Below are 21026 nucleotides of genomic sequence, written 5' to 3'. Positions count from 1 at the left end.
CACAGGCGGGGGCAGGATATGGGACAAGCGCTTCGCAGCCGGCTGACCGCGCTGCTTGCGCTTGCCCTCCCCGTCCTCGCCGGTCTCGGATATCTCCAGCTCGCTGGCGCTCCTGCCAACTACCTGCTGGTCAACGCGGGTGCGCTCGTTGTCGCCCTGCTGCTGGTACTCTTCGTATCCGCGCCGCGGTCGCTGCGCGTTCGTCGTGGCATTATGCTCGCGCTGTTGCTCGCCCTCTTCGTGCCCCTTGTCACCGGACCCTCGGTCGAAGGCGTGGCGCGCTGGCTCCCTCTCGGACCATTTCGCCTGCATACAGCCGGCCTGCTGGTGCCCACCATTCTAGTCCTCGCGCTGAAGGACAAGGACTATGCCGCCCCGATCCTGCTGACCGCGATCCTTGCCGGCCTTTTGCAGCCCGATGCCGCGATCGGTTTCGCCATCGTCTTCGCGGCAATCGGCTTCCACGATGTCTCCAAGGACTGGCGCATCGGATTGGTCACGATCTTCGCATTCTTTGCAGCCATAGTGATGGCGATACGCGGCAATCCCCCGCCCCAGCCCTTCGTCGAGCGTGTCCTGATCGACGCGGCAGGCGTTTCGCCGCTCCTGATGGCGGGACTGTTCCTTTCCCTGGCTGCCAGCTTCTTCCTGATGCTGCGTACGATCCACGCTCCAAGATCGATGCGCTACACTCTCGCAGGTAGCCTGTTCGGATTCACGATCCTCTCGATCATGAACCACTACCCCAGCGTCCTCATCGGATACGGCGCCGCACCGATCCTCGGCTATGGCCTCGCGTTGGCCCTCGCCTGCGGCGATACGCCCGAAGTTTCCGAGGCGAATGGAGCCTAGAAAGGCAATCGGATTACAATTCTCTGGCTGATTCTGGCGTTTTGCCTATCCTCGCAGGCGTTATGCAGGGCTTGGGGACAGGTGCGGCCATGCGCGGAGCAACGATTTTCGCCATCATGCTCGCGCTCGCTGCTTGCGCGAAGAAGGAGGCCGAGCCGCCGCCGCGCGCAGACGATCCGGTAGAATTCGAGAGCGGGACCAGCCAACTTTCCGCTCTGGTCGAAATTGCCCTGTCCGACGTGAAGCGCGAGCTTGAGCGCGAGATTCCCCGAAGACTTTTCTCGATTTCGCAGGAAGATGCGACCTGCGTTGCACCCGAGAAAGTCCGCATTGCATTCATCAAACTCAAGACGCCCGAAATCGAATGCGATATCCGTGGCCATGCCGACCGCGGGCGCTTGCAGGTAGCGGGACGCGGCGAAGTCTTCACGGTCACAATGCCAGTCACGGCAGTGGTCCGCGCGAGCGATATAGGCGGTATTCTGAAGAACGAGACTGCGACGGCCCGCGCCCGCGTCCACGCCGATGTGAGGCTCGATGTCGACGAGGGCTGGGAGCCCAGTGCCAGGGTTTCCATCCGCTACCAGTGGGTCGACGCGCCGCATTTCGAGTTCCTCGGGCGGCGCATCGACCTGCAGAAGCATGCGGACGAGAAACTGGCACCGATTGTAGGTCGTATCGAAACGCTGCTCGAACGACGCGTCGCGAACTTCGGGCTTCGCGAGCGGATGGAGCCCTTGTGGGAACAGAGCTTCACCGTGATCGAACTGAACCGCGAGAACCCTGCCGTCTGGATGCAGGTCGAGCCCAAAGCCCTGAGATACGGCGGATACGATGTCGCTGGCGAGACGATCACCCTCAAGCTTGCCATGGATGCACTCACCACCACTGCCGTCGGCACGAAACCGCAGCGACCAGCGCCTGTGCCGTTGCCGCCAAGGAGCCCGTGGCTGGCTCAGTCGGGAAATCTCGCGCTCACTGTGCCGGTCATCGCGGATTATGCCGTGCTCGAACCGGTCATCCTCCGCGCACTCGAAGAGCGCGCGGAGCGCCCGTTCGACATTCCGGGGCTCGCCCCGGTCGAGGCGACTTTCTCCAACATAAGGGTTTATGGCACGATCGGCGGCAGGATCGCAGTCGGAACCGATATCGAAGCACGCCTGGCGGGATCGGAGACGCTCGAGGCCGACGGAACGGTCTGGATCACCGCCCTGCCCCGCAATTCCGCGAATTCCCGCAAGGTCGAATTCGCCGAGCTGGACATCCACGGCGTCACGAGTTCGCTTCCGACCGAACTGCTCCTCAGGATCGCGCGATCACCGACCTATCGGGCAACTATCGCCGATGCCCTGACGCAGAATTTCGAGAATGATTTCGATGACTTGCTAGGAAAGATCGACACCGCACTAAAGGACAAGCGCATCGGCGATGTCGTGCTCGCTGCCAGTATCGAGAGCGTCCAGACGGGGCAGCTGAAAGCCGCAGGCGCGGGCCTCTACCTGCCGGTAGAAGCAACCGCAGATGCAGCCCTGACCTACAACCCCCAGTAATCCCTCGCCTTGCTTTCGGCGCTGTTTACGCCAGACTGCGCGGAGAGAGGGGAATCGATTGGCTTATCCGAAACTGACCGACCAGCCCGGAGCGCTCGAGCTGGCAGCGAAAATTGCAGGCGGCGAGCTTACGCCGCTCGAAGCGGTCGACGATGCGATCGCGCGGATCGAGCATCTCGATGCGCATATCGATGCCGTGGTGGTTTGCGATTTCGATAGGGCACGCGATGCGGCAAAGGCACTCGGCAAGCCGTCCAAGGATCAGCCGCTGTTCGGCGTGCCGATGACGATCAAGGAAAGTTTCGACATTGCAGGCCTGCCCACGTGCTGGGGGCACGAGGCGTACAAGGACAATATCGCGAGCCGCGATTCGATTGTGGTCCGCAAGCTCAAGCAGGCTGGCGTCGTCTTCCTCGGCAAGACCAATGTCCCGCCCGACCTCGCCGACTGGCAATCGGCCAACCCAGTCTATGGCCGGACGCATAATCCGCACGATCACGAACGCTCGCCCGGCGGCTCGTCCGGCGGATCGGCTGCGGCAGTAGCGGCAGGGATGGTGCCATGCGAATTCGGGACCGACATCGGCGGCTCGGTTCGCGTACCGGCGCATTTCTGCGGTGTCTGGGGCCACAAGACGAGCTGGGGCCTGATCAGCAAGAAAGGTCACGATCATCCGCTGATGGCGGGTCGCGGGGCGCATGACGGGGCGCTCTCCATCGCGGGCCCCCTTGCCCGCAACGCGCAGGATCTTGCGGCCCTGCTTCGCATCACGTCCAGCCTGCCGCTGGTGCAACCGAAGCAGGCCCTGCGCGATACGCGCGTCCTCATGATCATCGACCATCCCGACTGCCCGACCTCCGATGCCGTGCGAGGGCCGATGGAGGCAGCGGCAAACGCGCTGGAGGCCGCAGGTGTCCGCGTCGACCGGCAGAGCGCGCTCGTCCCGGACCTCAAGGCCCAGCACGCCGACTACATGCGTATGCTGAACGTCGCGATGGCGCGCGGTGCTCCCTCGAAGGACGGAAAGCGCGCGAGCGCGACCGACTGGTTCAACATGCTCGACCAGCAGGCGCGCAACGAGATGGCCTGGGCCGCACTGTTCGAGGAGTACGATTTCGTCCTCGCTCCGCCCGCCCCCGTCCTCGCCGTGCCGCACAGCAAGACGCGGGTCTTCGATGGCATGATCGATATCGACGGCACCGACGTGCCGGGCGCTGCGGGCCTTTGCTGGGCCGGCCTTGCGACCTTTCCCAACCTTCCTGCGACCGTCCTGCCCATTGGCGGGACCGGAGGCCTGCCCTGCGGAATGCAGGTGATGGGACCGCGCTGGTGCGATCTGGCCTGCATCGCGGCTGCGGATGAAATCGGGCAGGTGTTGCACTCCTGAACGCCATTGCCCAATGCTCGCGCGCAAAGTTCGGGAGCAAATGAATGGCGCAACAGCGCATGATGCAGCGATACGCAAAGTGGCACATCTGGCTTGGCTGGCTGGTGGGTTTTCCCATCCTGATGTGGACCGTCACCGGTCTCGTCATGGTGATCAAGCCGATCGAGGAAGTGCGCGGCAACCACCTTCGCCTGCCTGTGCAGGAGGAGGCGCTGCCCAAGGACACCAATATCTCCGTCTCGCTTCCATCGGAAAGCACGGCTCCGGTGCGTTCGGTCGCAACGCAGGTCGAGCGCGGCGAAACCGTCACGCGCATCACCTATATGGACGGCACCAGCGAACGCTTCCGCGCGAATGGCAAGAAGATGTCGCCGCTCTCCGAAATAGAGGCGCGCATGATCGTCGAGAGCGGAATTGTCGGCGGCGACAAGGTGGTGAGCGCGACGCGCTTCGATGCCGAAAACGTCCCCTTCGATTTCCGCCGCCCGATGCCGGTCTGGCAGGTGGCACTAGCGGACGGGACGCATGTCTATGTCGGCACCGAAACAGGCCGGATCGAGGCCGTGCGCACCGAATGGTGGCGGACCTTCGATTTCGTCTGGGGTCTGCACATCATGGACCTCCAGACCCGTGAGGACACCAGCCATCCGATCCTGATCCTGTTTGCAGGCCTCGGCGTCCTCGGGTCGCTCCTTGGCTGCATCCTGATGTTCCGCCGCCGCAAAGCGAAAGTGAAGGTCCCGGCTTGAACGAGACGATCCTCACTCCCGTGCTCGACTGGCTCGATCTTGCGGGCGTGGCGATCTTCGCCCTGACCGGAGCGCTGGTTGCGGCCAAGGAGAAGCAAACGCTCGTCACCCTGGTGTTCTTCGCACTGATCACGGGCGTCGGTGGCGGCTCGATCCGCGACCTACTGATCGGAGCGCCGGTCTTCTGGATCACCGATGGATGGGTGGCCGTGGTGTGCCTGGCCGTGGCGCTCTTCGCCTGGTTCACGCCAACCCGCTGGTGGGAAGGACGTTTCCTGTCGATCGCCGACGGGCTCGGCCTTGCCGCCTATGCAGTGCTCGGCTCGGCCAAGGCGCTGGAGTACGGCGTGCCGGTCGTGCCGGCGATCCTCATGGGCGTGATCACGGGTACGGCGGGCGGCATCATCCGCGACGTGCTTGCCGGACGGCCATCGATCCTCATGCGGCCCGAGCTTTACGTCACCGCCGCAGCGCTGTCGGCCAGCCTCACCGTGCTTGGTTCGATGATCGATCTGGAACGCTGGTGGGTGTGGATCGCGGCGACGGTGGCAGGCTTCGGCCTCCGGCTCGCCGCAATCCACTGGAACCTCGGCCTGCCTTCCTACGGGGAGCGCGAGGCCGGGAGCGATCAGGCGCCCGGGTAACCGGTCCCGATTTCGAGGTCGCCGTCGACCTCGTCCTCGCCTTCGATCGGCCCGCCCGGATAGGCGGCTTGGGCATCGCCAGCATCCGCCGCAATGCCGCCATCGATGCGCGCACGCTCGGCTGCGTAACGATCGTCGTCCCACTGCCGGTCCTCGACATCCGCACGCGCGAAATCGTCGTCCAGATCTTCGTCGCCGGGGATGTAGCGGGCATCGCGATCGCCATAATCGATGTCGCGAATGCGGCCGTTCTCGCCGATGGTGCAGGTGAACGCGTCGCCGTTGAAGATCGTACCCTCGACCTGCCAGCCACGAGCGGTGCGGTCCACGCGGTCCACCGTCTCGACCCGCGTATCGCGCTCGACCCGGTCGATGCACATGCGCACCGCACGGTCGATCCCGCGGACATCGTCATAGCGGACGTCGTCGCGGCGATAGTCGGGATAGTCCCGATCCCGGTATTCGCGGTCGCGATAATCACGGTCCCGGTCGCGGCGGCTCGCACGGTCGGCGGCAGCGGCGATCGCGCCGAAGATCAGCACACCCGCGATCACGTCGCCTGCATCGGGCCCGCGGCGATAGCGATAACGCCGGTAGCGGCGGTGCTCTGCGGTCTGCGAGTTCTCGATATCGAATACCGGAGCCGCGTCTGCATGCGCCGGAGCGGCCCGGACGAGCTGCGGCAATTCGGCTGCCGAGGCGGGGGTCAATGTCATGGAGAAAGCCGCCAGCAAGGCAGGTGCTGCGGCAAGAGTTCTAATTTGCGGCATGGGCCGGTCCCTGTCTGTCACCCGCACCCCCACCTGGCACGAGTCGTGTCACACTGCGTATCCCGTGCGCCTCGCGGCATGTAGCGTAGCTGAACCGCGCACGAAAAAGCGGCCCGGAGATGTGGTCCGGGCCGCCCGTGACGACTGTGAATGTCGCTAGATGATGGGATTAGCGGAGGCCGCGAATTCCCTTGAAATCGACCTGGGCACCGCGGCCTCGCTCGACGTAGCAGGTGAACTTGCCGCTATCGCGGTCGCGGTAGCCGCGACGATCATAGCGACGGTCGTAGCGGTCATATCCGCCCCAACCACGATTGCCGTCGACAACCATGCGGCCCTTGACCCTCCAGCCATAGCGCGTGTCGTCCACGTCGCGGATGTCGGTCACCTGGGCGAAGCGGTAGCCGCTGCGGTGCGCGATGCGCTCGGCCTTGCGGATACAGCGTTCGACGGCTTGGCGCGGGCTTCCACGGTGGCGATAGGCGCCGCGGCGATATTCGCGGCCGTCTCGATAGTAACGACCATCGCGGTAATAGCGGCCGTCGCGGTAGTAGTCGCGGTCCTTGCTCGCCGCATTGGCGATGGCGGCGATACCACCGATGATCACGGCACCGGCGATCACGTCGCCAACAGAAATGCCGTCATCGTCGCGGTCACCTGCATATGCGGGGGTAGCTCCTGCCAGCGCCATTGCGCCGACAGCTGCGGTTGCGATCCCACCTTTCGCAAAAGCCTTTGTCTTGATGTTCATGTGAGGCTCTCCTCAAATTCGACCGCGGCGGGATTGCCTCGGTTGATTGAGGTTCTAGGCGAGTCGCTCTGAGGTGACGCTGAATCCCGATTGCAGGCGATGTTCAGGAAAGTAGTCGGTTTTCTGAATACCTATTTCTCAAGAGATTCAAGGACATCGCGCGTGAATGACGCAATATCGAAGCGCGAGCCTGCAGGATCTTCACCCCTTCTGACGATCACGACGTTCAGACTCGGGACGATAATTATGAACTGTCCGCGATTGCCCATGGCGGCGAAAGTGTCGCTCGGAATGCCCTCGGACTTGTTGAACAGCCAGAACCCCGCGCCATAGCCGAAAGGGCCATCCGGTTGCGGACCCGATGGGGTGGAGACGTATTGCGCCCAGTCGGTCGGAAGGAGGCGCTCCCCGCTGGGTAGGATACCGTCGTTGAGATAGAGATTGCCGATCCGCGCTAGATCGCGCGCCGTCGACCAGACCTGGCTCGAGAGAATGTAATTCCCCTTCCAGTCGGTCTCGGCGACCGTGTGGTGCATCCCCAGCTTGGCAAAGAAGTCAGAGGGCGGGCTCTCCTCGAACCCCTCGGAGATGGCCTGCACCGCGGCGAGCGTATCGTTGTTGGCATAGCGGAAGACAGTGCCGGGCGTATTCACCAGCGGCCAATCGAGCGCGACCTCGGTCACGGTGGCGCCGCCGAAGTAGAGCGCGTCGGTCCGGTTGCCCGGCGTATCCGAATAGCGGCCGCTCGCCATCCGTATGGCATGATCGATCGAGATTGCGTGACGCGGTTCGCCCAGCCTGCCGAAGCCCAGGCCGGCGCTGTCACTCACATCGACTTCGCCGCGATGGACGGCCGCGCCCAGAAGCGTTGCGGCGATGCTCTTGGCAACCGACCACGTTCGCTGGGGCACATTCCATGCGAAGTCAGGATGGTACATCTCGATGAGACCCGCACCCTCTCTCTGCACGAGGACCGCAGTGGTACGCGTGCCGTCCCCATAGGGGCTCTCCTCGCTAAGTGCGCTGGCGGCGACGTCGCTGAGGTTCTCGTGCACATCACTTCCAAGCCGGGCTTCGACACGGCTGTCTTCGAGCGCAGCGCTTGATGGGACCTGCGGCGCTATGAAAGGTATTTGTGGGCCGCCCATGGCGGTCAGGAAGCAGCCCTTCTCGTTGTTGTGCATGGCGGTGCGTGGAGCCATCTCCTCGTCCCACCAGACACGAACCGAATGCACCAGTTCCTGTCCATCGAAGAGCGGCTTCCGGTCGATCGAATAGCGCAGCTCGCCCACGATCCCGTCGAACGGCGACTGGATGCCGGTCAACTCCCACTTCTCGACGCTCTCCGGCGTGCGAGTCGCACCGTTCCTCTCGGCATTGAAGACTGCACTGCACAGGAACAGCGCCTTGTAGCCTGCCGCTAGAGCGCGGTCGTAGCGTGCATCGATCTGTTCCTGGGTGGTCGACTGGGCGAGAGCCGGCGTGGCGGCGAGCAGCGCGGTAGCTGCGAGGGCGGTCCTGATCATGCGGCGGAGGATTGCAGCGCCTTGGCCTCCAAGTCAAAGCCCGCCACGTCGCCATCCATCCAGTGCTCCATGCCGAGAGCCTCCATGTCGGGCAGGAAGTCGGCAAGGTCGAGCAACCCCGAGCAGACGTGCGCGCCTGCAGGCGGGCCGCTCTCATCGCGAAACCGGCGTATCATGGCGAGTGCGGCCAGCGTCGGAACATATGGCCCGCGATTGGCATCGGCGCGCAGCGTCCAGAGCCGTTCGACCTGCTCGCCGGAAGGTTCCTCCCCGCTTGCCCTCACCGTCATGGCACCGCGATCGGAACCGACAAGGCGAATGAGTTCGGCCAGTTTGAGCATCGGCAGCGCGAAGGGTTGCAGGCTCTTCAGCCAGCCCCAGCGCACCGGAAGCGAGCAGAGCCACAACCCGACATGGAGCAGGCCCAGTTCCAGCCCGGCGAAGAACTCGGCCGATTGGCGCGGCTTGTAGCGGGCCACCAGGAGATCCTGCTCGGGCGTGTCGCAGACCGAGGCCCAGCGCTTGCCGATCCGCGGTATGTCTTCCCGATGTAGCCCGCCCCACCCGGCAATCTCCTGCCATTCGCCGTCACGAAACACGCGCACGGGCTTGCCGACATAGGAGAGAATGGCCTCCACGACCGAGCGTCCACGCGGGGCACGATTGCCGGGGTAAATGCCGATGCGGATGCTATCGATCGCGCTCCAGCCCTTCGTGAGTTCGTCGAGAACCGCATGGCTGAGCGCGGGGATCGAGCTAGCGCCCGTCACCAGCGAAACACCGGCCTCCCGCGCGTCCTTGTCGAAGCGCGGGAAGCGGGCGATGAAATCGCGCCCGTCGGCCAGGTCGACATAGTGGACCCGCGCGCCGATGGCGGCATCGATCAGCTTTGCGTGCGAGGACTGGAATGGGCCGGCCGCATCGATCACGAGGTCGTAGCCGACAAGGTCGACCGATTTCACGCAGTCGCGGTCGATCCGCGCCAGCCCGACATAGTGGGGAAGGCGGGCGGCGAGTGCTTCCAGCTTGCGCAGATTGCGCGCGGCTAGCGTCAGGTGGACGCCCTCCTCGCATGCCGCGAGCTCGGCAAGGCGCGAACCGAAGACGCCGCTTGCGCCGACCAGCAGGACCTTCAGCGGATCAGCCATCGCGGAACACTCCCGACTGGTAAACCATCTCGCCAAGCAGCGGGTGGACCAGCTGCAACGAGAACTCGAAGCTCCCCTCGCCCAGATCGCGGTGGCGGACTACCGTCCGGCCCGGCCCGATCCAGTGCGGCAGGCGCAGGCGGACGGGGCCGACATCGAGGAAGTAGTGATCGCTGCGGAATTCGAGGCCATCCTCGATCGCCACCACCTTGAGCGCCATGGCGATCCCGCGCCCGAGATATTCCTCGAGCCCTGACTTGCCGGCAAAGCGCTTGGCGCTGTGGATCACTTGGGGGAAGCCGCGCTTGCGGCCGTAAATCCTCGTCCAGCACTGGCCTCCGCTCGCACCGTCTTCGCTGACCGAGACCGTGGCGGGCACGCCCTTGTCTGCATGGAGAGGCAGCGGCGCGCCAATCACGCGGCACAGTTGCGCCAGCAGCCAGCCAGCGCGGCTGAAGCGGACTTCCTCGATGATGCCGGGGTAGATCGCGACCCTCGCCTCTGCGAGGCGCTTCGAGAAACGCTTCTGCACCGCGAGGGGCAAACCATACCAGGCCTCTTCGCCCACGAGGGCACGGAAGCGCGTGTCGTAAGCCTCGCCGCCCCTGAGTGGCTCGATCCTTCCGACTTGCTGCAGCTGCGCCTGCATTGCACTTCCCCTTTGTTGCCCCTTTGACGGGGTCGCTATTTCTTACCCTTGCCGGGCCTCCATCCGATGACCTTCACGATGCCCGAACCCATGGCGATCAGCGTCATGAGTGCGCCCTTGGGCACGCTGAGCATCTCGTCGTGCCAGCGCGACATCGTGGAGACGAACTCGAGCATATCGGCGAGCTTCTGGCGGGCCTGCGGGCTGATCTTGGGATCATTCGCCGCTTCTTCGTTGCATAGCTTGAGAGCGGCCTCAGCGGGATCGATCTCGCGTTCCTTACGGCCCTTGGCGATGCGCGTCGCCATTTCCCAGATATCGGCTTCCGCCGTGAAATGGTCGCGCCGCTCGCCCAGCACGGGCACACGCTCGATCAGTTTCCACGAGAGCAGCTCGCGAATCGAATTCGACACGTTCGAACGTGCGAGGCCGAGCGTGGCAGCGACCTGCTCGGCATTGAGCGGCTCGTCCGAAATAAACAGAAGCGCGTGGATCTGCGCCACCGAGCGGTTCACGCCCCACTGGCTGCCGAGATCGCCCCAATGCAGCACGAAGCGTGCAATCGAGGGCGACAATTCGATCCTGTCACTTTTTTCTGTCATGACAGAAATGTCTGCCCAAACGAGCAAAGAGTCAAGCGGATAAACAAAAAGGCCGGAGGATTTCTCCCCCGGCCTCTCTTTGTCTCGGTATGGAGCCGCGGATTACGCGTCTTCCATTTCCTCGTCATTCATGACGGGGCCGCTGTCCTGGCCCTTGGCGTCGACGTCACGGTCGACGAACTCGATCACGGCCATGGCGGCTGCGTCGCTGTCGCGGTAGCCGGCCTTGATGACGCGGGTGTAACCGCCGTCACGGTCCGAATAACGCTCTGCCAGAACGTCGAAGAGCTTCTTGAGCTGCGTTTCGTCCTGAAGCTTGCTCATCGCAAGACGACGGTTCGAAAGACCGCCACGCTTTGCAAGCGTGATCAGCTTTTCGATGTAGGGACGCAGTTCCTTGGCCTTCGCCTGGGTTGTGAGGATCTGTTCGTGCTTGATGAGCGCGGCGCTCATGTTGCGGAACAGGGCCTTGCGGTGGCCAGTCTTACGCTGAAGCTTACGGCCTGCAATTTTATGACGCATTGTATTTCCTTCTTCGTTCGAAAAGGGCCCGTTCTAGGTAGCCCAGTGCTGGCGGCGGTTAGGGCCCGCCGCCCCTGCCCTGATAAGCCCGAAGGCCCGGATTAGCCGAGAAGTTCCTGTTCGAGCTTCTTGGCCATTTCTTCGATGTTCTCCGGCGGCCAGCCAGGGATGTCCATGCCGAGGCGCAGACCCATCGACGAGAGCACTTCCTTGATCTCGTTCAATGACTTGCGGCCGAAGTTCGGTGTACGGAGCATCTCGGCCTCGGTCTTCTGGACCAGGTCGCCGATGTAGATGATGTTGTCGTTCTTGAGGCAGTTTGCCGAACGGACCGACAGTTCCAGCTCGTCGACCTTCTTGAGGAGGTAACGGTTGAGCTGGTTGGTGTCGCTTTCCTGCGGCTCAGCAGCCTGGCCGATCATGGCCGAGCTGGGCTGCGGAATGCCGTCTTCGAAGTGGACGAACAGCGTCAGCTGGTCCTGGAGGATGCGTGCGGCATAGGCCACCGCGTCTTCCGGAGTGACGGTGCCGTCGGTTTCGATGGTCAGCGAGAGCTTGTCGTAGTCCAGTTCCTGGCCAACGCGGGCGTTCTCGACCTTGTAGCTCACCTGGCGAACCGGCGAGTACAGGCTGTCGACCGGGATGAGGCCGATCGGCGCGTCGGCCGGACGGTTCATCACTGCCGGGCGGTAGCCCTTACCGGTGTCGGCGGTCAGCTCCATGTTGAGCGTGGCGCCTTCGTCGAGGTGACAGATCACGAGGTCCTTGTTCATGACCTCGATGTCGCCCGAAACGGCGATGTCGCCAGCCTTCACTTCGCCCGGGCCGGTGGCCGAGAGCTGGAGGCGCTTCATGCCTTCACCTTCCATCTTGAGCGCGATCTGCTTCACGTTCAGGACGATGTCGGTGACGTCCTCGCGCACGCCGGCGAGCGAGGAGAATTCATGCAGCACGTTCTCGATCTTGATCGAGGTGATGGCTGCACCCTGCAGCGAGGACAGGAGAACGCGACGCAGCGCGTTACCGAGCGTCAGGCCGAAGCCGCGCTCGAGCGGTTCTGCAACGAAGGTCGCCTTGCGGTCCTTGTCGCCACCGTCCTTGATGTCGAGGGTGTTGGGTTTCTTGAGTTCCTGCCAGTTCTTGATGTTGACGGACATGGATTTCCCCTGGTGTGGATGCGGGCGGGACCGGAGCTCTTTATCGGAGCGTCCGGTCCGTCGAAGGGTGTCGGTGACCTAGAGAACCCAGGCCACCAGGCAGGTACGGATCAGACGCGGCGACGCTTGGAAGGACGGACCCCGTTGTGCGGGATCGGCGTCACGTCGCGGATCGAGGTGATCGTGAAACCAACTGCAGCGAGACCGCGCAGTGCACTTTCACGGCCCGAGCCCGGGCCCTTCACTTCGACCTCGAGGGTGCGAACGCCGTGTTCGGCGGCCTTGCGGCCTGCGTCGTCGGCGGCAACCTGCGCGGCATAGGGAGTCGACTTGCGGCTGCCCTTGAAGCCCATCATGCCGGCGCTGGACCAGCTGATCGCATTGCCCTGCGCATCGGTGATGGTGATCATGGTGTTGTTGAAGCTAGCGTTGATGTGCGCAACGCCCGAAGAAATGTTCTTCTTGTCGCGGCGCCTAACGCGGCCGGGTTCGCGTGCCATGGTGTTTCTTCCTCTATATTCTCAAGAAGGGAAAAGCGTCGGGAGGCCCGAGCTTACTTCTTCTTGCCGGCGATCGGCTTGGCCTTACCCTTGCGGGTGCGGGCGTTGGTGTGGGTGCGCTGGCCGCGAACGGGCAGGCCGGCACGATGGCGAAGGCCGCGATAGGACTTGAGGTCCATCAGGCGCTTGATGTTCATCGCGGTGTTGCGACGAAGGTCGCCTTCGACGGTGTAGTCAGCGTCGATCGTTTCACGGATGCGCAGGACTTCCTCGTCGGACAGGTCCTGGACACGCGCGGTGTGATCGATGCCGAGCTTGTCGGCGATCTCAACGGCCGTGGTACGGCCGATACCGTGAATATAGGTGAGCGCGATGATAACGCGCTTGTTTGTGGGGATGTTTACCCCGGCAATACGAGCCACTTAATTCTCCATGCTCCACAGGGTCTCTTTAAGCGGGACCCCATCTCAACGCTTTGTTTTCATTGATATTGCGAGAGCGCCGGTAGCGCAAAAAGCCCGGATGGCGTGCACGATGGCTGCCGCCTGCCGGACTTCCCGAAATATCGAATGAACGGCGCGCTTAGTAGGATTCGCTCTCAGCGTCAACCTCCAGCGCGCGCAAACAGCCGAGGCCGCCCATATGGGCGGTCTCCGGTCATGTTCAAGTGGCACACATAGACTGTGGCATCCCGAACGTCAAAATGCGGTTAAACGATGCCGAAGTCGAGCATCACCGCGGAGAGCATTCAGTCGAGCTTCTCTTGTTCCCCGCTGACACGCCCGATCCCCAGGCTCATCCAGAAGCCCTCTACGGCAACACCGTCGTCTCTCGCAGCCCTCACCGGCAGGAGCGGACGCTCAGTCCTCTTCTGCAGGCTCATCCTCGTCTTCGGGAGCGTCTTCCGCGTCCTGCTCTTCGTCTTCCTCGTCGAGTGCCCCGAGGTGATCGCGCAGTCCGCGAAGCTGCTGTGTCATTACGCCGTCGACTGCACCGGCAATCACATCGATATCGAAGCCGGTCACGCTACCGACGTGATATTCCCAGCCAATCTGCGTACCGCCATCGATCTCGGTAAGGGTGACCGTCAGGACACCGGTGGCAGGCACCGCCTGAAGCGGCCCCAGCTCGCCCCTCATCCGGAGTGCCTTGTCGGGGACGGCCTGCACCACCAGCGCGTGCTGCGCGCTTCCGTCGAGCGGGATATCGCCCTCGCCCGGAATCTTCTCACAGAAGCAGCCACCGGCACTCGGCACCAGTGACATGTTCGAAGCATCGGCCGACCAGGTGTGACTGTCGTTCCACCAGTCGCCCGGCTTGATCAGCGCCATCCACGTCTGGCGCGGACTGGCCGCAACGCGCGCGGTATCCTGAGTGACGAAGCTGTCTTCGCCCGTCGCGACCACTTCAGCGGCCGCCGGTGCAGCAGCGGCCACTGCCAGAGCGCCAGCCAGGATTGCGTGTTTCATCATCGACCTCTCCCCTTCGAGGAGCGGTTCTATGACCGGGCGATTGGTTTGGAAAGCCTCAGGAGAGGATTGCGTCGATCGCGTGCGTGACTTCGTCGATCCCGCCCATGCCGTTGACCCGGCTGACAATGCCGCGTGCCTCATAGCCGGGCAGGATCGGAGCGGTTTCGCTGCGATAGACGTTCATGCGGTGCCTCACGGTTTCTTCCGTGTCGTCGGGACGGCGTTTGAATTCGGTCGAACCGCACTCGTCGCACACGCCTTCGGTCTTCGGCTGCTTGAACGTGTCGTGATAGCCAGCACCGCAATTGCCGCAGGTGAAGCGACCGGTGATGCGCTCGACAAGCGCATCTTCGTCCACCTCGAGCTCGATCACGTGATCGAGACTGCGGCCGTGCTTGGCGAGGATCTCGTCAAGCTGATCGGCCTGTGCCGCGGTGCGCGGGTAGCCGTCGAAGATGGCGCCCACATCGGGGCCCATATCGCTGAGCTTGGCGTCGATCATGGCCGAGACGATGTCGTCCGAAACGAGCGAGCCCGAATCCATGATGTCGGCGACCTTGCGGCCAAGTTCGGTATCGGCCTTGCGCGTTTCGCGCAGCATGTCGCCGGTCGACAGCTGGAGCATACCGTGATGCTCGACCAGGCGCTGTGCCTGAGTGCCCTTGCCTGCGCCCGGAGGGCCGAGAAGAATGATATCCATCGAAAGAGGTCCCCTTCCTCGATAGCCCTGCCTTAACGCAGGCGGCCCTTCAACTTAGCCTTTTTGATGAGATCGCCGTACTGGTGCGCCAGCAGGTGCGACTGGATCTGACTGATCGTGTCGACCGTGACGTTCACGACGATGAGCAGGCTGGTACCGCCGAGGAACAGCGGCACGCCGGTCTGCGCGATCATGTATTCGGGCACCACGCAGACGAAGGTCAGGTAGATTGCACCGATCACGGTGATACGCGTCAGGACATAGTCGAGATATTCTTCGGTACGCTTGCCCGGACGAATGCCCGGAATGAACCCGCCGTTCTTCTTCAGGTTCTGCGCGGTCTCTTCGGGATTGAAGACGACGGCAGTGTAGAAGAAGGCGAAGAACATGATGCCGATCGCATAGAGCGTCATGTAGAGCGGCTGGCCATGCTGGAGGTACTGCAGCACGGTGCTGAAGCTACCGCCCACACCGCCTTCGGGATCGAGCGAGTTGCCGGCGAACTGCGTGATCGTCAGCGGCAGCAGCAGAAGCGAGCTGGCGAAGATCGGCGGGATCACGCCGGCCGTGTTGAGCTTGAGCGGCAGGTGCGAGCGATCAGCCTGCATCATGCCCTTCTGCGTCGCGCGCTTGGGATACTGGACCAGCAGGCGGCGCTGTGCACGCTCGAAGAAGCTGATCAGCAGGATCAGGCCGATGACCATGGCGATGAAGCCGAGGAGGATGCCGGTGGCGATCGAACCTTCGCTGTAGCCCGAAGCCATGTTCGAGACGAAGGTCGGGAACTGGGCGACGATGCCGGCCATGATGATCAGCGAGACGCCATTGCCGATACCGCGGCTGGTGATCTGCTCACCCAGCCACAGGAGGAACATGGTGCCGCCGACGAGGCTGATGACCGCACCGATGCGGAACATGTAGCCCGGGTCGACCACGGCTGCGATGCCGCTGGAGGCACCGAAGCTCTCGAGACCTGCTGCGAGGAACCAGCCCTGGATCGTGCACAGGAAAACCGTGCCGTAGCGGGTGTACTGGTTGAGTTTCTGGCGCCCGACCGTGCCTTCCTTCTTCAAGGCGGCAAGCGTGGGGTGGAGGGCCGAGGCCATCTGAACCACGATCGAGGCGGTAATGTAGGGCATGACGCCGAGCGCGATGAGACTCATGCGCTCAAGGCTGCCGCCCGTGAACATGTTGAACATGTCGATGATGCCGCCCTGGGTCTGGTCGGCAAGCTGCGTCAGGGCGCGAGCGTTGATACCCGGAAGCGGAACGAAGCTGAGGAAGCGGAAAACGATCAGCGCACCGATGGTGAACCAGATACGCTGCTTGAGCTCCGTGGCTTTGGAGAAAGAGGCGAGGCTGATGTTGCTCGCGAAACTATCGGCGCTTGATGCCATTGGTCGTCTTCGATCCTAGCTTGTCGCCGGCCCGTCCCGGCTTAGACCGGACAGATAGGGAGCGGGATGACCTTTGTCGAACCCCGCTCCCAGATTTCCATCAATTTATTTGGACTTCTTGGCCTTGTTGGCTTCGGTCCGCTTGGCCTTCTTCTCGGCTTCGCTTTCGCCCTTGGCGATCACTTCGACCGAACCGCCGGCCTTCTCGACCGCCTCGATGGCGCCCTTCGAGGCACCGGCGACGATGAACTTGGCCTTGGCCTTGATTTCACCCTTGCCGAGCAGGCGGACGCCGTCCTTGCCGCCACGTGCGAGGCCGGCGGCCTGCAGTGCTGCGTGATCGATGTCCTTCTTGGCGTCGAGCTTCTTCGCGTCGATGAACTTCTGGATCATGCCCAGGTTCACTTCGGCATAGTCCTTGCCGAACGGATTGTTGAAGCCGCGCTTCGGCAGGCGCATGTGAAGCGGCATCTGGCCGCCTTCGAAACCCTTGATGGCGACGCCCGAACGGCTCTTCTGGCCCTTCTGGCCACGGCCGCCGGTCTTGCCCTTGCCCGAGCCGATGCCACGGCCGACACGGATGCGCTCCTTGCGGGCGCCGGGATTGTCGCGGATGTCGTTAAGTTTGATAGTCATGTCTGCACTCGCTTTCGCTTTTGTTCGCGCTGTAAAATGGAAGCGGCCCGCTAAAGCAGCAGGCCGCCCCCGTCAAATTGTCTTTCGCCCGAAGACTTAGTCTTCGACGATCGCCACGAGATGCGGGACCTTGGCGACGGCGCCACGCACCTCGGGGGTGTCCTGGCGTTCGACGACCTTGTGCATCTTGTTCAGGCCGAGACCGATGAGGATCTGGCGCTGACCTTCGGGGCGGCGGATCGGCGAACCGATCTGCTTGATCTTGATGGTTTTCGCTTTGGCCATCTTGATTACTCCACGACTGCCGCGGCGTCGGCTTCAGCCTCTGCCTCGGAAGCACCACCGCGGCCGAGAAGGTCAGCAACCTTCTTGCCACGACGCTGGGCAACCGACTTCGGCGAAGTCTGGTCGGTCAGCGCGTCGAAGGTGGCGCGGATCATGTTGTAGGGGTTCGAGGTGCCGACCGACTTGGTCACCACGTCGGCAACGCCGAGGCTCTCGAACACGGCACGCATCGGACCACCGGCGATGATACCGGTACCCGGAGGCGCCGTACGCACGGTGACCTTGCCTGCACCGAAGCGACCGTTGCCGTCGTGATGGAGGGTGCGGCCCTCCTTCAGCGGAACGCGGATCATCTTCTTGCGAGCAGCGGCCGAAGCCTTCTGGATCGCTTCCGGCACTTCGCGGGCCTTGCCCTTGCCGAAGCCGACACGGCCCGAACCGTCACCCACGACCACGAGTGCAGCGAAACCGAAGCGCTTACCGCCCTTCACCGTCTTGCTGACGCGGTTGATGTGGACGAGCTTCTCGATGATGCCGTCGTCTTCTTCCTCGCGGCGGTTGTTCCGGCGGTTGTCGCGACCACCACGGCCACGGCCACCATCACGGTTGCCACCACGGCCGCCACGACCACGACCTTCGCGCTGCTGCGGCTGGCCTTCGGCGCCCTGTGCGGGATCCTGGTTGGCAGCGGCTTCCGAAGGAGTGTCGGCGATCGCCGGCTGCTCGTTCGTCACAGCGGTTTCGGTTTCAGCCGTCACGGCTTCTTCGTTCTTGTTTTCGTCAGCCATCATCAGAACTCCAGCCCGCCTTCACGAGCGGCGTCGGCCAGCGCCTTGACGCGGCCATGGAACAGGAAGCCACCGCGGTCGAAAACGACGGTGGTCACACCGGCCTTCTTGGCAGCAGCAGCGATATCGGCGCCGACCTTCTTGGCGGCATCGACATTCGCGCCCGAGCCCTTGGCACCCAGCGTCGACGCCGAAGCGACGGTCTTGCCGGCTGCATCGTCGATGACCTGCGCGTAGATGTGCTTGCCGGTGCGGTGCACCGACAGGCGAGGCTTGCCACCGGCACGGCTACGAAGAGCGGTGCGGACACGGCGACGGCGACGTTCGAAAAGAGAAAGCTTTGCCATCTTACTTCTTCTTCCCTTCCTTGCGGAAGATATACTCGCCGCGATACTTGATACCCTTGCCCTTGTAGGGTTCGGGCTTGCGCCACTTGCGGACGTTCGCCGCGAACTGGCCCACGGCCTGCTTGTCGGAACCGCTGATTTCGACGGTGGTCTGGTCCGGGGTCTTCACCTCGATACCTTCCGGAACGTCGAGATCGACGTCGTGCGAGAAGCCGAGCTGAAGCTTGAGCTTCTTGCCCTGGGCCTGTGCACGGTAGCCGACACCATTGATTTCGAGAACCTTGGTGAAACCTTCGGTCACGCCTTCGACCAGGTTCGACACGAGCGTACGCTGCATACCCCAGTGGTTGCGCGCCTGACGCGTGTCGTTGGCCGGAGTGACGGAGATTTCGTCATTCTCGAGCTTGTACTCGACGAGCTCGGACAGACCCATCGAAAGGGTGCCCTTGGGACCCTTCACGTTGAGCGTGCCTTCCTCGATCGTGGCAGTGACCCCGCTCGGGATCGCTACCGGCTTTTTGCCGATGCGGCTCATCAGAACACCTCCGCCAGCACTTCGCCGCCGACGTTTTCGGTGCGGGCTTCCGCGTCGGAAAGCACGCCCTTCGGCGTCGAGACGATGGTGATGCCAAGGCCGTTGCGAACGACGGGCAGTTCTTTCGAACCAGCGTAGACGCGGCGGCCGGGCTTGGAGACACGGGCAACGTGCTTGATCGCAGGTTCGCCCTCGAAATACTTCAGTTCGATCCGCAGCGCAGCGTGCTTGCCGCTGTCGTCCTGCGCGTAGCCACGGATGTAGCCTTCACGCTGGAGAACTTCGAGCACGTTCGCACGCAGCTTGGAAGCGGGCGAAAGGACGCTGTCCTTCTTCGCCTGCTGGCCGTTGCGGATACGGGTGAGCATATCACCCAGGGGATCGGTCATAGCCATCTGTCTCTACCTCACCAGCTCGACTTCGTGAGGCCCGGAATCAGGCCCTTGTTGCCGAGGTCACGCAGTTCGATACGGTTGAGGCCGAACTTGCGGTAATAGCCGCGCGGGCGGCCGGTGGTGGCGCAGCGGTTGCGCACGCGGGTCGGGTTCGCGTTGCGGGGCAGCTCAGCCATCTTGAGGCGCGCGATGAGGCGCTCGCCTTCGTCGAGGCTCTCGTCATTAGCGATAGCCTTCAGCTTTGCGTACTTGTCCGCATACTGCTTGACGAGCTTCTTGCGACGCTCGTTCTTGTTGATCGAACTCAGTTTCGCCATTGGACTTAAGTTCCTTCCTTATCCAGCGATCCGGGGGCGGCTCACGCCGCCTCCTTCTCTTCCGACTTGTCAGCCGGGAACGGGAAGCCGAACAGCTTGAGAAGCTCGCGAGCTTCTTCGTCGGTCTTCGCCGTGGTGGTTACGATGATGTCCATACCGCGAACCTTCTCGATCTGGTCGTAGGAGATTTCGGGAAAGACGATCTGTTCTTTGAGGCCCATTGCGTAGTTGCCACGACCGTCGAACGACTTGGCGTTGAGGCCACGGAAGTCGCGGATGCGGGGCATTGCAATGGTCACGAGACGGTCGAGGAATTCGTACATGCGGTCACGGCGCAGGTTCACCTTGCAACCGATCGGCATGCCGTCGCGCAGCTTGAACTGTGCGATCGACTTCTTCGCGCGCGTGATAACCGGCTTCTGGCCGGCGATCTTCGCCATTTCTTCAGCAGCGGTCTGGACCTTCTTCTTGTCCTGGCTGGCTTCGCCAACGCCCATGTTGAGCGTAATCTTTTCCAGCTTCGGGACTTCGAGACGGTTCTTGTAACCGAACTTTTCAGTCATCGCCTTGACGATCACGTCTTCGTAGCGCTGCTTCATACGGGGGGTGTAATCAGCCATCGATGGTCTCCCCACTCTTCACGGCAACACGCACCTTCTTGCCGTCCTTTTCTTCGAAACGGACGCGGGTGGGCTTGCCATCCTTGGGATCGGCCACAGCAACCTTGCTGATCGGCATCGGCGCTTCGAAGCGATCGATACCGCCCTGCGGGTTCTGCTGGGTCGGCTTGCGGTGACGTGCAGCGACGTTGACGCCTTCGACGACGATCTTGCCTTCCTTCGGCATGACCTTCGCGACGGTGCCGGTCTTGCCCTTGTCCTTGCCGGACAGGACGACGACGCTGTCACCCTTCTTGATCTTAGCGGCAGCCATTACAGCACCTCCGGAGCAAGCGAGATGATCTTCATGAAGCCACGGCCGCGCAGTTCGCGCACCACCGGGCCGAAGATACGGGTGCCGATCGGTTCTTCGCTCTTGTTGACGAGAACAGCGGCGTTGCTGTCGAAGCGGATCACGCTGCCGTCGGGGCGGCGTACGTCCTTCTTCGTGCGCACGATGACAGCGCGATGGACATCGCCCTTCTTCACCTTCGTACGCGGCTGGGCTTCCTTGACGGAAACCACGATCACGTCACCGACGGACGCGGTGCGGCGCTTCGAGCCGCCCAGTACCTTGATGCACTGGACGCGCTTGGCGCCGCTGTTGTCCGCGACGTCGAGATTGGATTGCATCTGGATCATTGATCCGGTTCCTTCTCTTGGCTTGCCGGGACATCTGCCCGGCAGT

At 62.9% G+C, this 21026-nt stretch carries 28 protein-coding genes; 5 read left to right on the top strand and 23 right to left on the bottom strand.

Going from position 1 to position 21026, the window contains the following annotated elements; genetic code table 11:
* The first annotated feature begins 18 nt into the window (after positions 1-18).
* From K3163_RS06710 to K3163_RS06690, 5 genes are all read left to right on the top strand, one after another.
* Positions 19-852, top strand: coding sequence for a hypothetical protein (locus tag K3163_RS06710; protein WP_221553574.1), 834 nt, complete (start codon positions 19-21; stop codon positions 850-852).
* Between the two features lie 89 nt (positions 853-941).
* Positions 942-2402, top strand: a complete 1461-nt coding sequence (locus tag K3163_RS06705) for a DUF4403 family protein (protein ID WP_221553573.1) — start codon at positions 942-944, stop codon at positions 2400-2402.
* A gap of 58 nt (positions 2403-2460) precedes the next feature.
* Positions 2461-3789, top strand: coding sequence for an amidase family protein (locus K3163_RS06700; RefSeq protein WP_221553572.1), 1329 nt, complete (start codon positions 2461-2463; stop codon positions 3787-3789).
* A gap of 44 nt (positions 3790-3833) precedes the next feature.
* Positions 3834-4538 (top strand): PepSY domain-containing protein, encoded by a 705-nt coding sequence (locus K3163_RS06695; protein ID WP_221428638.1) that lies wholly within the window; start codon positions 3834-3836, stop codon positions 4536-4538.
* Positions 4535-5182: a trimeric intracellular cation channel family protein gene (locus tag K3163_RS06690; protein WP_221553571.1), complete on the top strand. Its 648-nt coding sequence runs from the start codon at positions 4535-4537 to the stop codon at positions 5180-5182. Before K3163_RS06695 ends, K3163_RS06690 begins: the two co-directional genes overlap by 4 nt.
* Here the strand turns inward: K3163_RS06690 and K3163_RS06685 are convergent.
* The 23 genes from K3163_RS06685 to rplN form a co-directional block, all read right to left on the bottom strand.
* Positions 5167-5898, bottom strand: a complete 732-nt coding sequence (locus tag K3163_RS06685) for a hypothetical protein (RefSeq protein WP_221553570.1) — start codon at positions 5896-5898, stop codon at positions 5167-5169. The two genes, K3163_RS06690 and K3163_RS06685, sit on opposite strands and share 16 nt — an antisense overlap.
* 223 nt (positions 5899-6121) lie before the next feature.
* Positions 6122-6703: a hypothetical protein gene (locus K3163_RS06680; RefSeq protein ID WP_221428641.1), complete on the bottom strand. Its 582-nt coding sequence runs from the start codon at positions 6701-6703 to the stop codon at positions 6122-6124.
* Positions 6704-6834: 131 nt separating this feature from the next.
* A complete protein-coding gene (locus K3163_RS06675) occupies positions 6835-8229 on the bottom strand; it encodes a serine hydrolase domain-containing protein (RefSeq protein WP_221553569.1) in 1395 nt (464 codons plus the stop codon).
* Positions 8226-9377 carry a saccharopine dehydrogenase family protein gene (locus tag K3163_RS06670; RefSeq protein WP_221553568.1) on the bottom strand — a complete coding sequence of 384 codons (1152 nt, stop codon included), beginning with the start codon at positions 9375-9377 and terminating at the stop codon, positions 8226-8228. Before K3163_RS06670 ends, K3163_RS06675 begins: the two co-directional genes overlap by 4 nt.
* Positions 9370-10026 (bottom strand): DUF4166 domain-containing protein, encoded by a 657-nt coding sequence (locus K3163_RS06665; protein ID WP_221553567.1) that lies wholly within the window; start codon positions 10024-10026, stop codon positions 9370-9372. Before K3163_RS06665 ends, K3163_RS06670 begins: the two co-directional genes overlap by 8 nt.
* Positions 10027-10061: 35 nt before the next feature.
* On the bottom strand, positions 10062-10628 hold the full coding sequence (locus tag K3163_RS06660) for a GbsR/MarR family transcriptional regulator (RefSeq protein ID WP_221428644.1): 567 nt from the start codon (positions 10626-10628) through the stop codon (positions 10062-10064).
* Between the two features lie 102 nt (positions 10629-10730).
* Complete coding sequence (gene rplQ / locus K3163_RS06655; RefSeq protein ID WP_221428645.1) at positions 10731-11150, bottom strand: 50S ribosomal protein L17; 420 nt, start codon at positions 11148-11150, stop codon at positions 10731-10733.
* Positions 11151-11251: 101 nt separating this feature from the next.
* Positions 11252-12307 carry a DNA-directed RNA polymerase subunit alpha gene (locus tag K3163_RS06650; protein WP_221428646.1) on the bottom strand — a complete coding sequence of 352 codons (1056 nt, stop codon included), beginning with the start codon at positions 12305-12307 and terminating at the stop codon, positions 11252-11254.
* A 110-nt stretch (positions 12308-12417) separates the two neighbouring features.
* The gene (rpsK, locus tag K3163_RS06645) at positions 12418-12807 is read right to left on the bottom strand and encodes a 30S ribosomal protein S11 (RefSeq protein WP_006831904.1); all 390 of its coding nucleotides are present in this window, start codon (positions 12805-12807) and stop codon (positions 12418-12420) included.
* Positions 12808-12860: 53 nt separating this feature from the next.
* Positions 12861-13229: a 30S ribosomal protein S13 gene (rpsM, locus tag K3163_RS06640; RefSeq protein ID WP_221428647.1), complete on the bottom strand. Its 369-nt coding sequence runs from the start codon at positions 13227-13229 to the stop codon at positions 12861-12863.
* A 438-nt stretch (positions 13230-13667) separates the two neighbouring features.
* Positions 13668-14279 (bottom strand): SRPBCC family protein, encoded by a 612-nt coding sequence (locus tag K3163_RS06635; RefSeq protein ID WP_221553566.1) that lies wholly within the window; start codon positions 14277-14279, stop codon positions 13668-13670.
* A 55-nt stretch (positions 14280-14334) separates the two neighbouring features.
* Entirely contained in the window at positions 14335-14979 is a 645-nt protein-coding gene (locus K3163_RS06630) for an adenylate kinase (RefSeq protein ID WP_221428649.1), read from the bottom strand.
* A gap of 32 nt (positions 14980-15011) precedes the next feature.
* Entirely contained in the window at positions 15012-16376 is a 1365-nt protein-coding gene (gene secY, locus K3163_RS06625) for a preprotein translocase subunit SecY (RefSeq protein WP_221553565.1), read from the bottom strand.
* A gap of 105 nt (positions 16377-16481) precedes the next feature.
* The gene (rplO, locus tag K3163_RS06620) at positions 16482-17012 is read right to left on the bottom strand and encodes a 50S ribosomal protein L15 (RefSeq protein WP_221428651.1); all 531 of its coding nucleotides are present in this window, start codon (positions 17010-17012) and stop codon (positions 16482-16484) included.
* A gap of 96 nt (positions 17013-17108) precedes the next feature.
* Positions 17109-17297, bottom strand: coding sequence for a 50S ribosomal protein L30 (rpmD, locus tag K3163_RS06615; protein ID WP_221428652.1), 189 nt, complete (start codon positions 17295-17297; stop codon positions 17109-17111).
* 5 nt (positions 17298-17302) lie between these two features.
* Positions 17303-18088 (bottom strand): 30S ribosomal protein S5, encoded by a 786-nt coding sequence (gene rpsE, locus K3163_RS06610; protein ID WP_247710129.1) that lies wholly within the window; start codon positions 18086-18088, stop codon positions 17303-17305.
* Complete coding sequence (gene rplR, locus K3163_RS06605; protein WP_221428653.1) at positions 18088-18432, bottom strand: 50S ribosomal protein L18; 345 nt, start codon at positions 18430-18432, stop codon at positions 18088-18090. Before rplR ends, rpsE begins: the two co-directional genes overlap by 1 nt.
* Position 18433: 1 nt before the next feature.
* Positions 18434-18967: a 50S ribosomal protein L6 gene (gene rplF / locus K3163_RS06600; RefSeq protein ID WP_221553564.1), complete on the bottom strand. Its 534-nt coding sequence runs from the start codon at positions 18965-18967 to the stop codon at positions 18434-18436.
* Entirely contained in the window at positions 18967-19362 is a 396-nt protein-coding gene (gene rpsH, locus K3163_RS06595; RefSeq protein WP_221428655.1) for a 30S ribosomal protein S8, read from the bottom strand. Before rpsH ends, rplF begins: the two co-directional genes overlap by 1 nt.
* 11 nt (positions 19363-19373) lie before the next feature.
* Entirely contained in the window at positions 19374-19679 is a 306-nt protein-coding gene (rpsN, locus tag K3163_RS06590) for a 30S ribosomal protein S14 (protein ID WP_221428656.1), read from the bottom strand.
* A gap of 41 nt (positions 19680-19720) precedes the next feature.
* A complete protein-coding gene (rplE, locus tag K3163_RS06585; RefSeq protein WP_221428657.1) occupies positions 19721-20299 on the bottom strand; it encodes a 50S ribosomal protein L5 in 579 nt (192 codons plus the stop codon).
* On the bottom strand, positions 20292-20612 hold the full coding sequence (gene rplX, locus K3163_RS06580; protein WP_221428658.1) for a 50S ribosomal protein L24: 321 nt from the start codon (positions 20610-20612) through the stop codon (positions 20292-20294). The genes rplE and rplX overlap by 8 nt, the downstream gene beginning before the upstream one ends.
* Positions 20612-20980, bottom strand: a complete 369-nt coding sequence (gene rplN / locus K3163_RS06575) for a 50S ribosomal protein L14 (protein ID WP_067464754.1) — start codon at positions 20978-20980, stop codon at positions 20612-20614. Before rplN ends, rplX begins: the two co-directional genes overlap by 1 nt.
* Positions 20981-21026 lie beyond the last annotated feature (46 nt).

Origin of the sequence: Qipengyuania xiapuensis (assembly GCF_019711395.1) — a bacterium.
GTDB lineage: Bacteria > Pseudomonadota > Alphaproteobacteria > Sphingomonadales > Sphingomonadaceae > Qipengyuania > Qipengyuania xiapuensis.
This window is presented reverse-complemented; position numbering and strand designations above follow the sequence as displayed.

Bases quoted from the DNA above. Each gene is read 5' to 3' on its own strand.
- K3163_RS06705 (WP_221553573.1), top strand. From the start codon at position 942: ATGCGCGGAGCAACGATTTTCGCCATCATGCTCGCGCTCGCTGCTTGC.
- rplX (WP_221428658.1), bottom strand. From the start codon at position 20,612: ATGGCTGCCGCTAAGATCAAGAAGGGTGACAGCGTCGTCGTCCTGTCC.
- K3163_RS06680 (WP_221428641.1), bottom strand. From the start codon at position 6,703: ATGAACATCAAGACAAAGGCTTTTGCGAAAGGTGGGATCGCAACCGCA.
- K3163_RS06685 (WP_221553570.1), bottom strand. From the start codon at position 5,898: ATGACATTGACCCCCGCCTCGGCAGCCGAATTGCCGCAGCTCGTCCGG.
- rplE (WP_221428657.1), bottom strand. From the start codon at position 20,299: ATGGCTGATTACACCCCCCGTATGAAGCAGCGCTACGAAGACGTGATC.
- rplN (WP_067464754.1), bottom strand. From the start codon at position 20,980: ATGATCCAGATGCAATCCAATCTCGACGTCGCGGACAACAGCGGCGCC.
- rplF (WP_221553564.1), bottom strand. From the start codon at position 18,967: ATGAGCCGCATCGGCAAAAAGCCGGTAGCGATCCCGAGCGGGGTCACT.
- K3163_RS06650 (WP_221428646.1), bottom strand. From the start codon at position 12,307: ATGTCCGTCAACATCAAGAACTGGCAGGAACTCAAGAAACCCAACACC.
- rpsE (WP_247710129.1), bottom strand. From the start codon at position 18,088: ATGATGGCTGACGAAAACAAGAACGAAGAAGCCGTGACGGCTGAAACC.
- rpmD (WP_221428652.1), bottom strand. From the start codon at position 17,297: ATGGCCAAAGCGAAAACCATCAAGATCAAGCAGATCGGTTCGCCGATC.
- K3163_RS06665 (WP_221553567.1), bottom strand. From the start codon at position 10,026: ATGCAGGCGCAGCTGCAGCAAGTCGGAAGGATCGAGCCACTCAGGGGC.
- K3163_RS06675 (WP_221553569.1), bottom strand. From the start codon at position 8,229: ATGATCAGGACCGCCCTCGCAGCTACCGCGCTGCTCGCCGCCACGCCG.
- rpsH (WP_221428655.1), bottom strand. From the start codon at position 19,362: ATGGCTATGACCGATCCCCTGGGTGATATGCTCACCCGTATCCGCAAC.
- secY (WP_221553565.1), bottom strand. From the start codon at position 16,376: ATGGCATCAAGCGCCGATAGTTTCGCGAGCAACATCAGCCTCGCCTCT.
- K3163_RS06695 (WP_221428638.1), top strand. From the start codon at position 3,834: ATGGCGCAACAGCGCATGATGCAGCGATACGCAAAGTGGCACATCTGG.
- rplO (WP_221428651.1), bottom strand. From the start codon at position 17,012: ATGACTATCAAACTTAACGACATCCGCGACAATCCCGGCGCCCGCAAG.
- rplQ (WP_221428645.1), bottom strand. From the start codon at position 11,150: ATGCGTCATAAAATTGCAGGCCGTAAGCTTCAGCGTAAGACTGGCCAC.
- K3163_RS06710 (WP_221553574.1), top strand. From the start codon at position 19: ATGGGACAAGCGCTTCGCAGCCGGCTGACCGCGCTGCTTGCGCTTGCC.
- K3163_RS06635 (WP_221553566.1), bottom strand. From the start codon at position 14,279: ATGATGAAACACGCAATCCTGGCTGGCGCTCTGGCAGTGGCCGCTGCT.
- K3163_RS06660 (WP_221428644.1), bottom strand. From the start codon at position 10,628: ATGACAGAAAAAAGTGACAGGATCGAATTGTCGCCCTCGATTGCACGC.
- rpsK (WP_006831904.1), bottom strand. From the start codon at position 12,807: ATGGCACGCGAACCCGGCCGCGTTAGGCGCCGCGACAAGAAGAACATT.
- K3163_RS06630 (WP_221428649.1), bottom strand. From the start codon at position 14,979: ATGGATATCATTCTTCTCGGCCCTCCGGGCGCAGGCAAGGGCACTCAG.
- rplR (WP_221428653.1), bottom strand. From the start codon at position 18,432: ATGGCAAAGCTTTCTCTTTTCGAACGTCGCCGTCGCCGTGTCCGCACC.
- rpsN (WP_221428656.1), bottom strand. From the start codon at position 19,679: ATGGCGAAACTGAGTTCGATCAACAAGAACGAGCGTCGCAAGAAGCTC.
- K3163_RS06670 (WP_221553568.1), bottom strand. From the start codon at position 9,377: ATGGCTGATCCGCTGAAGGTCCTGCTGGTCGGCGCAAGCGGCGTCTTC.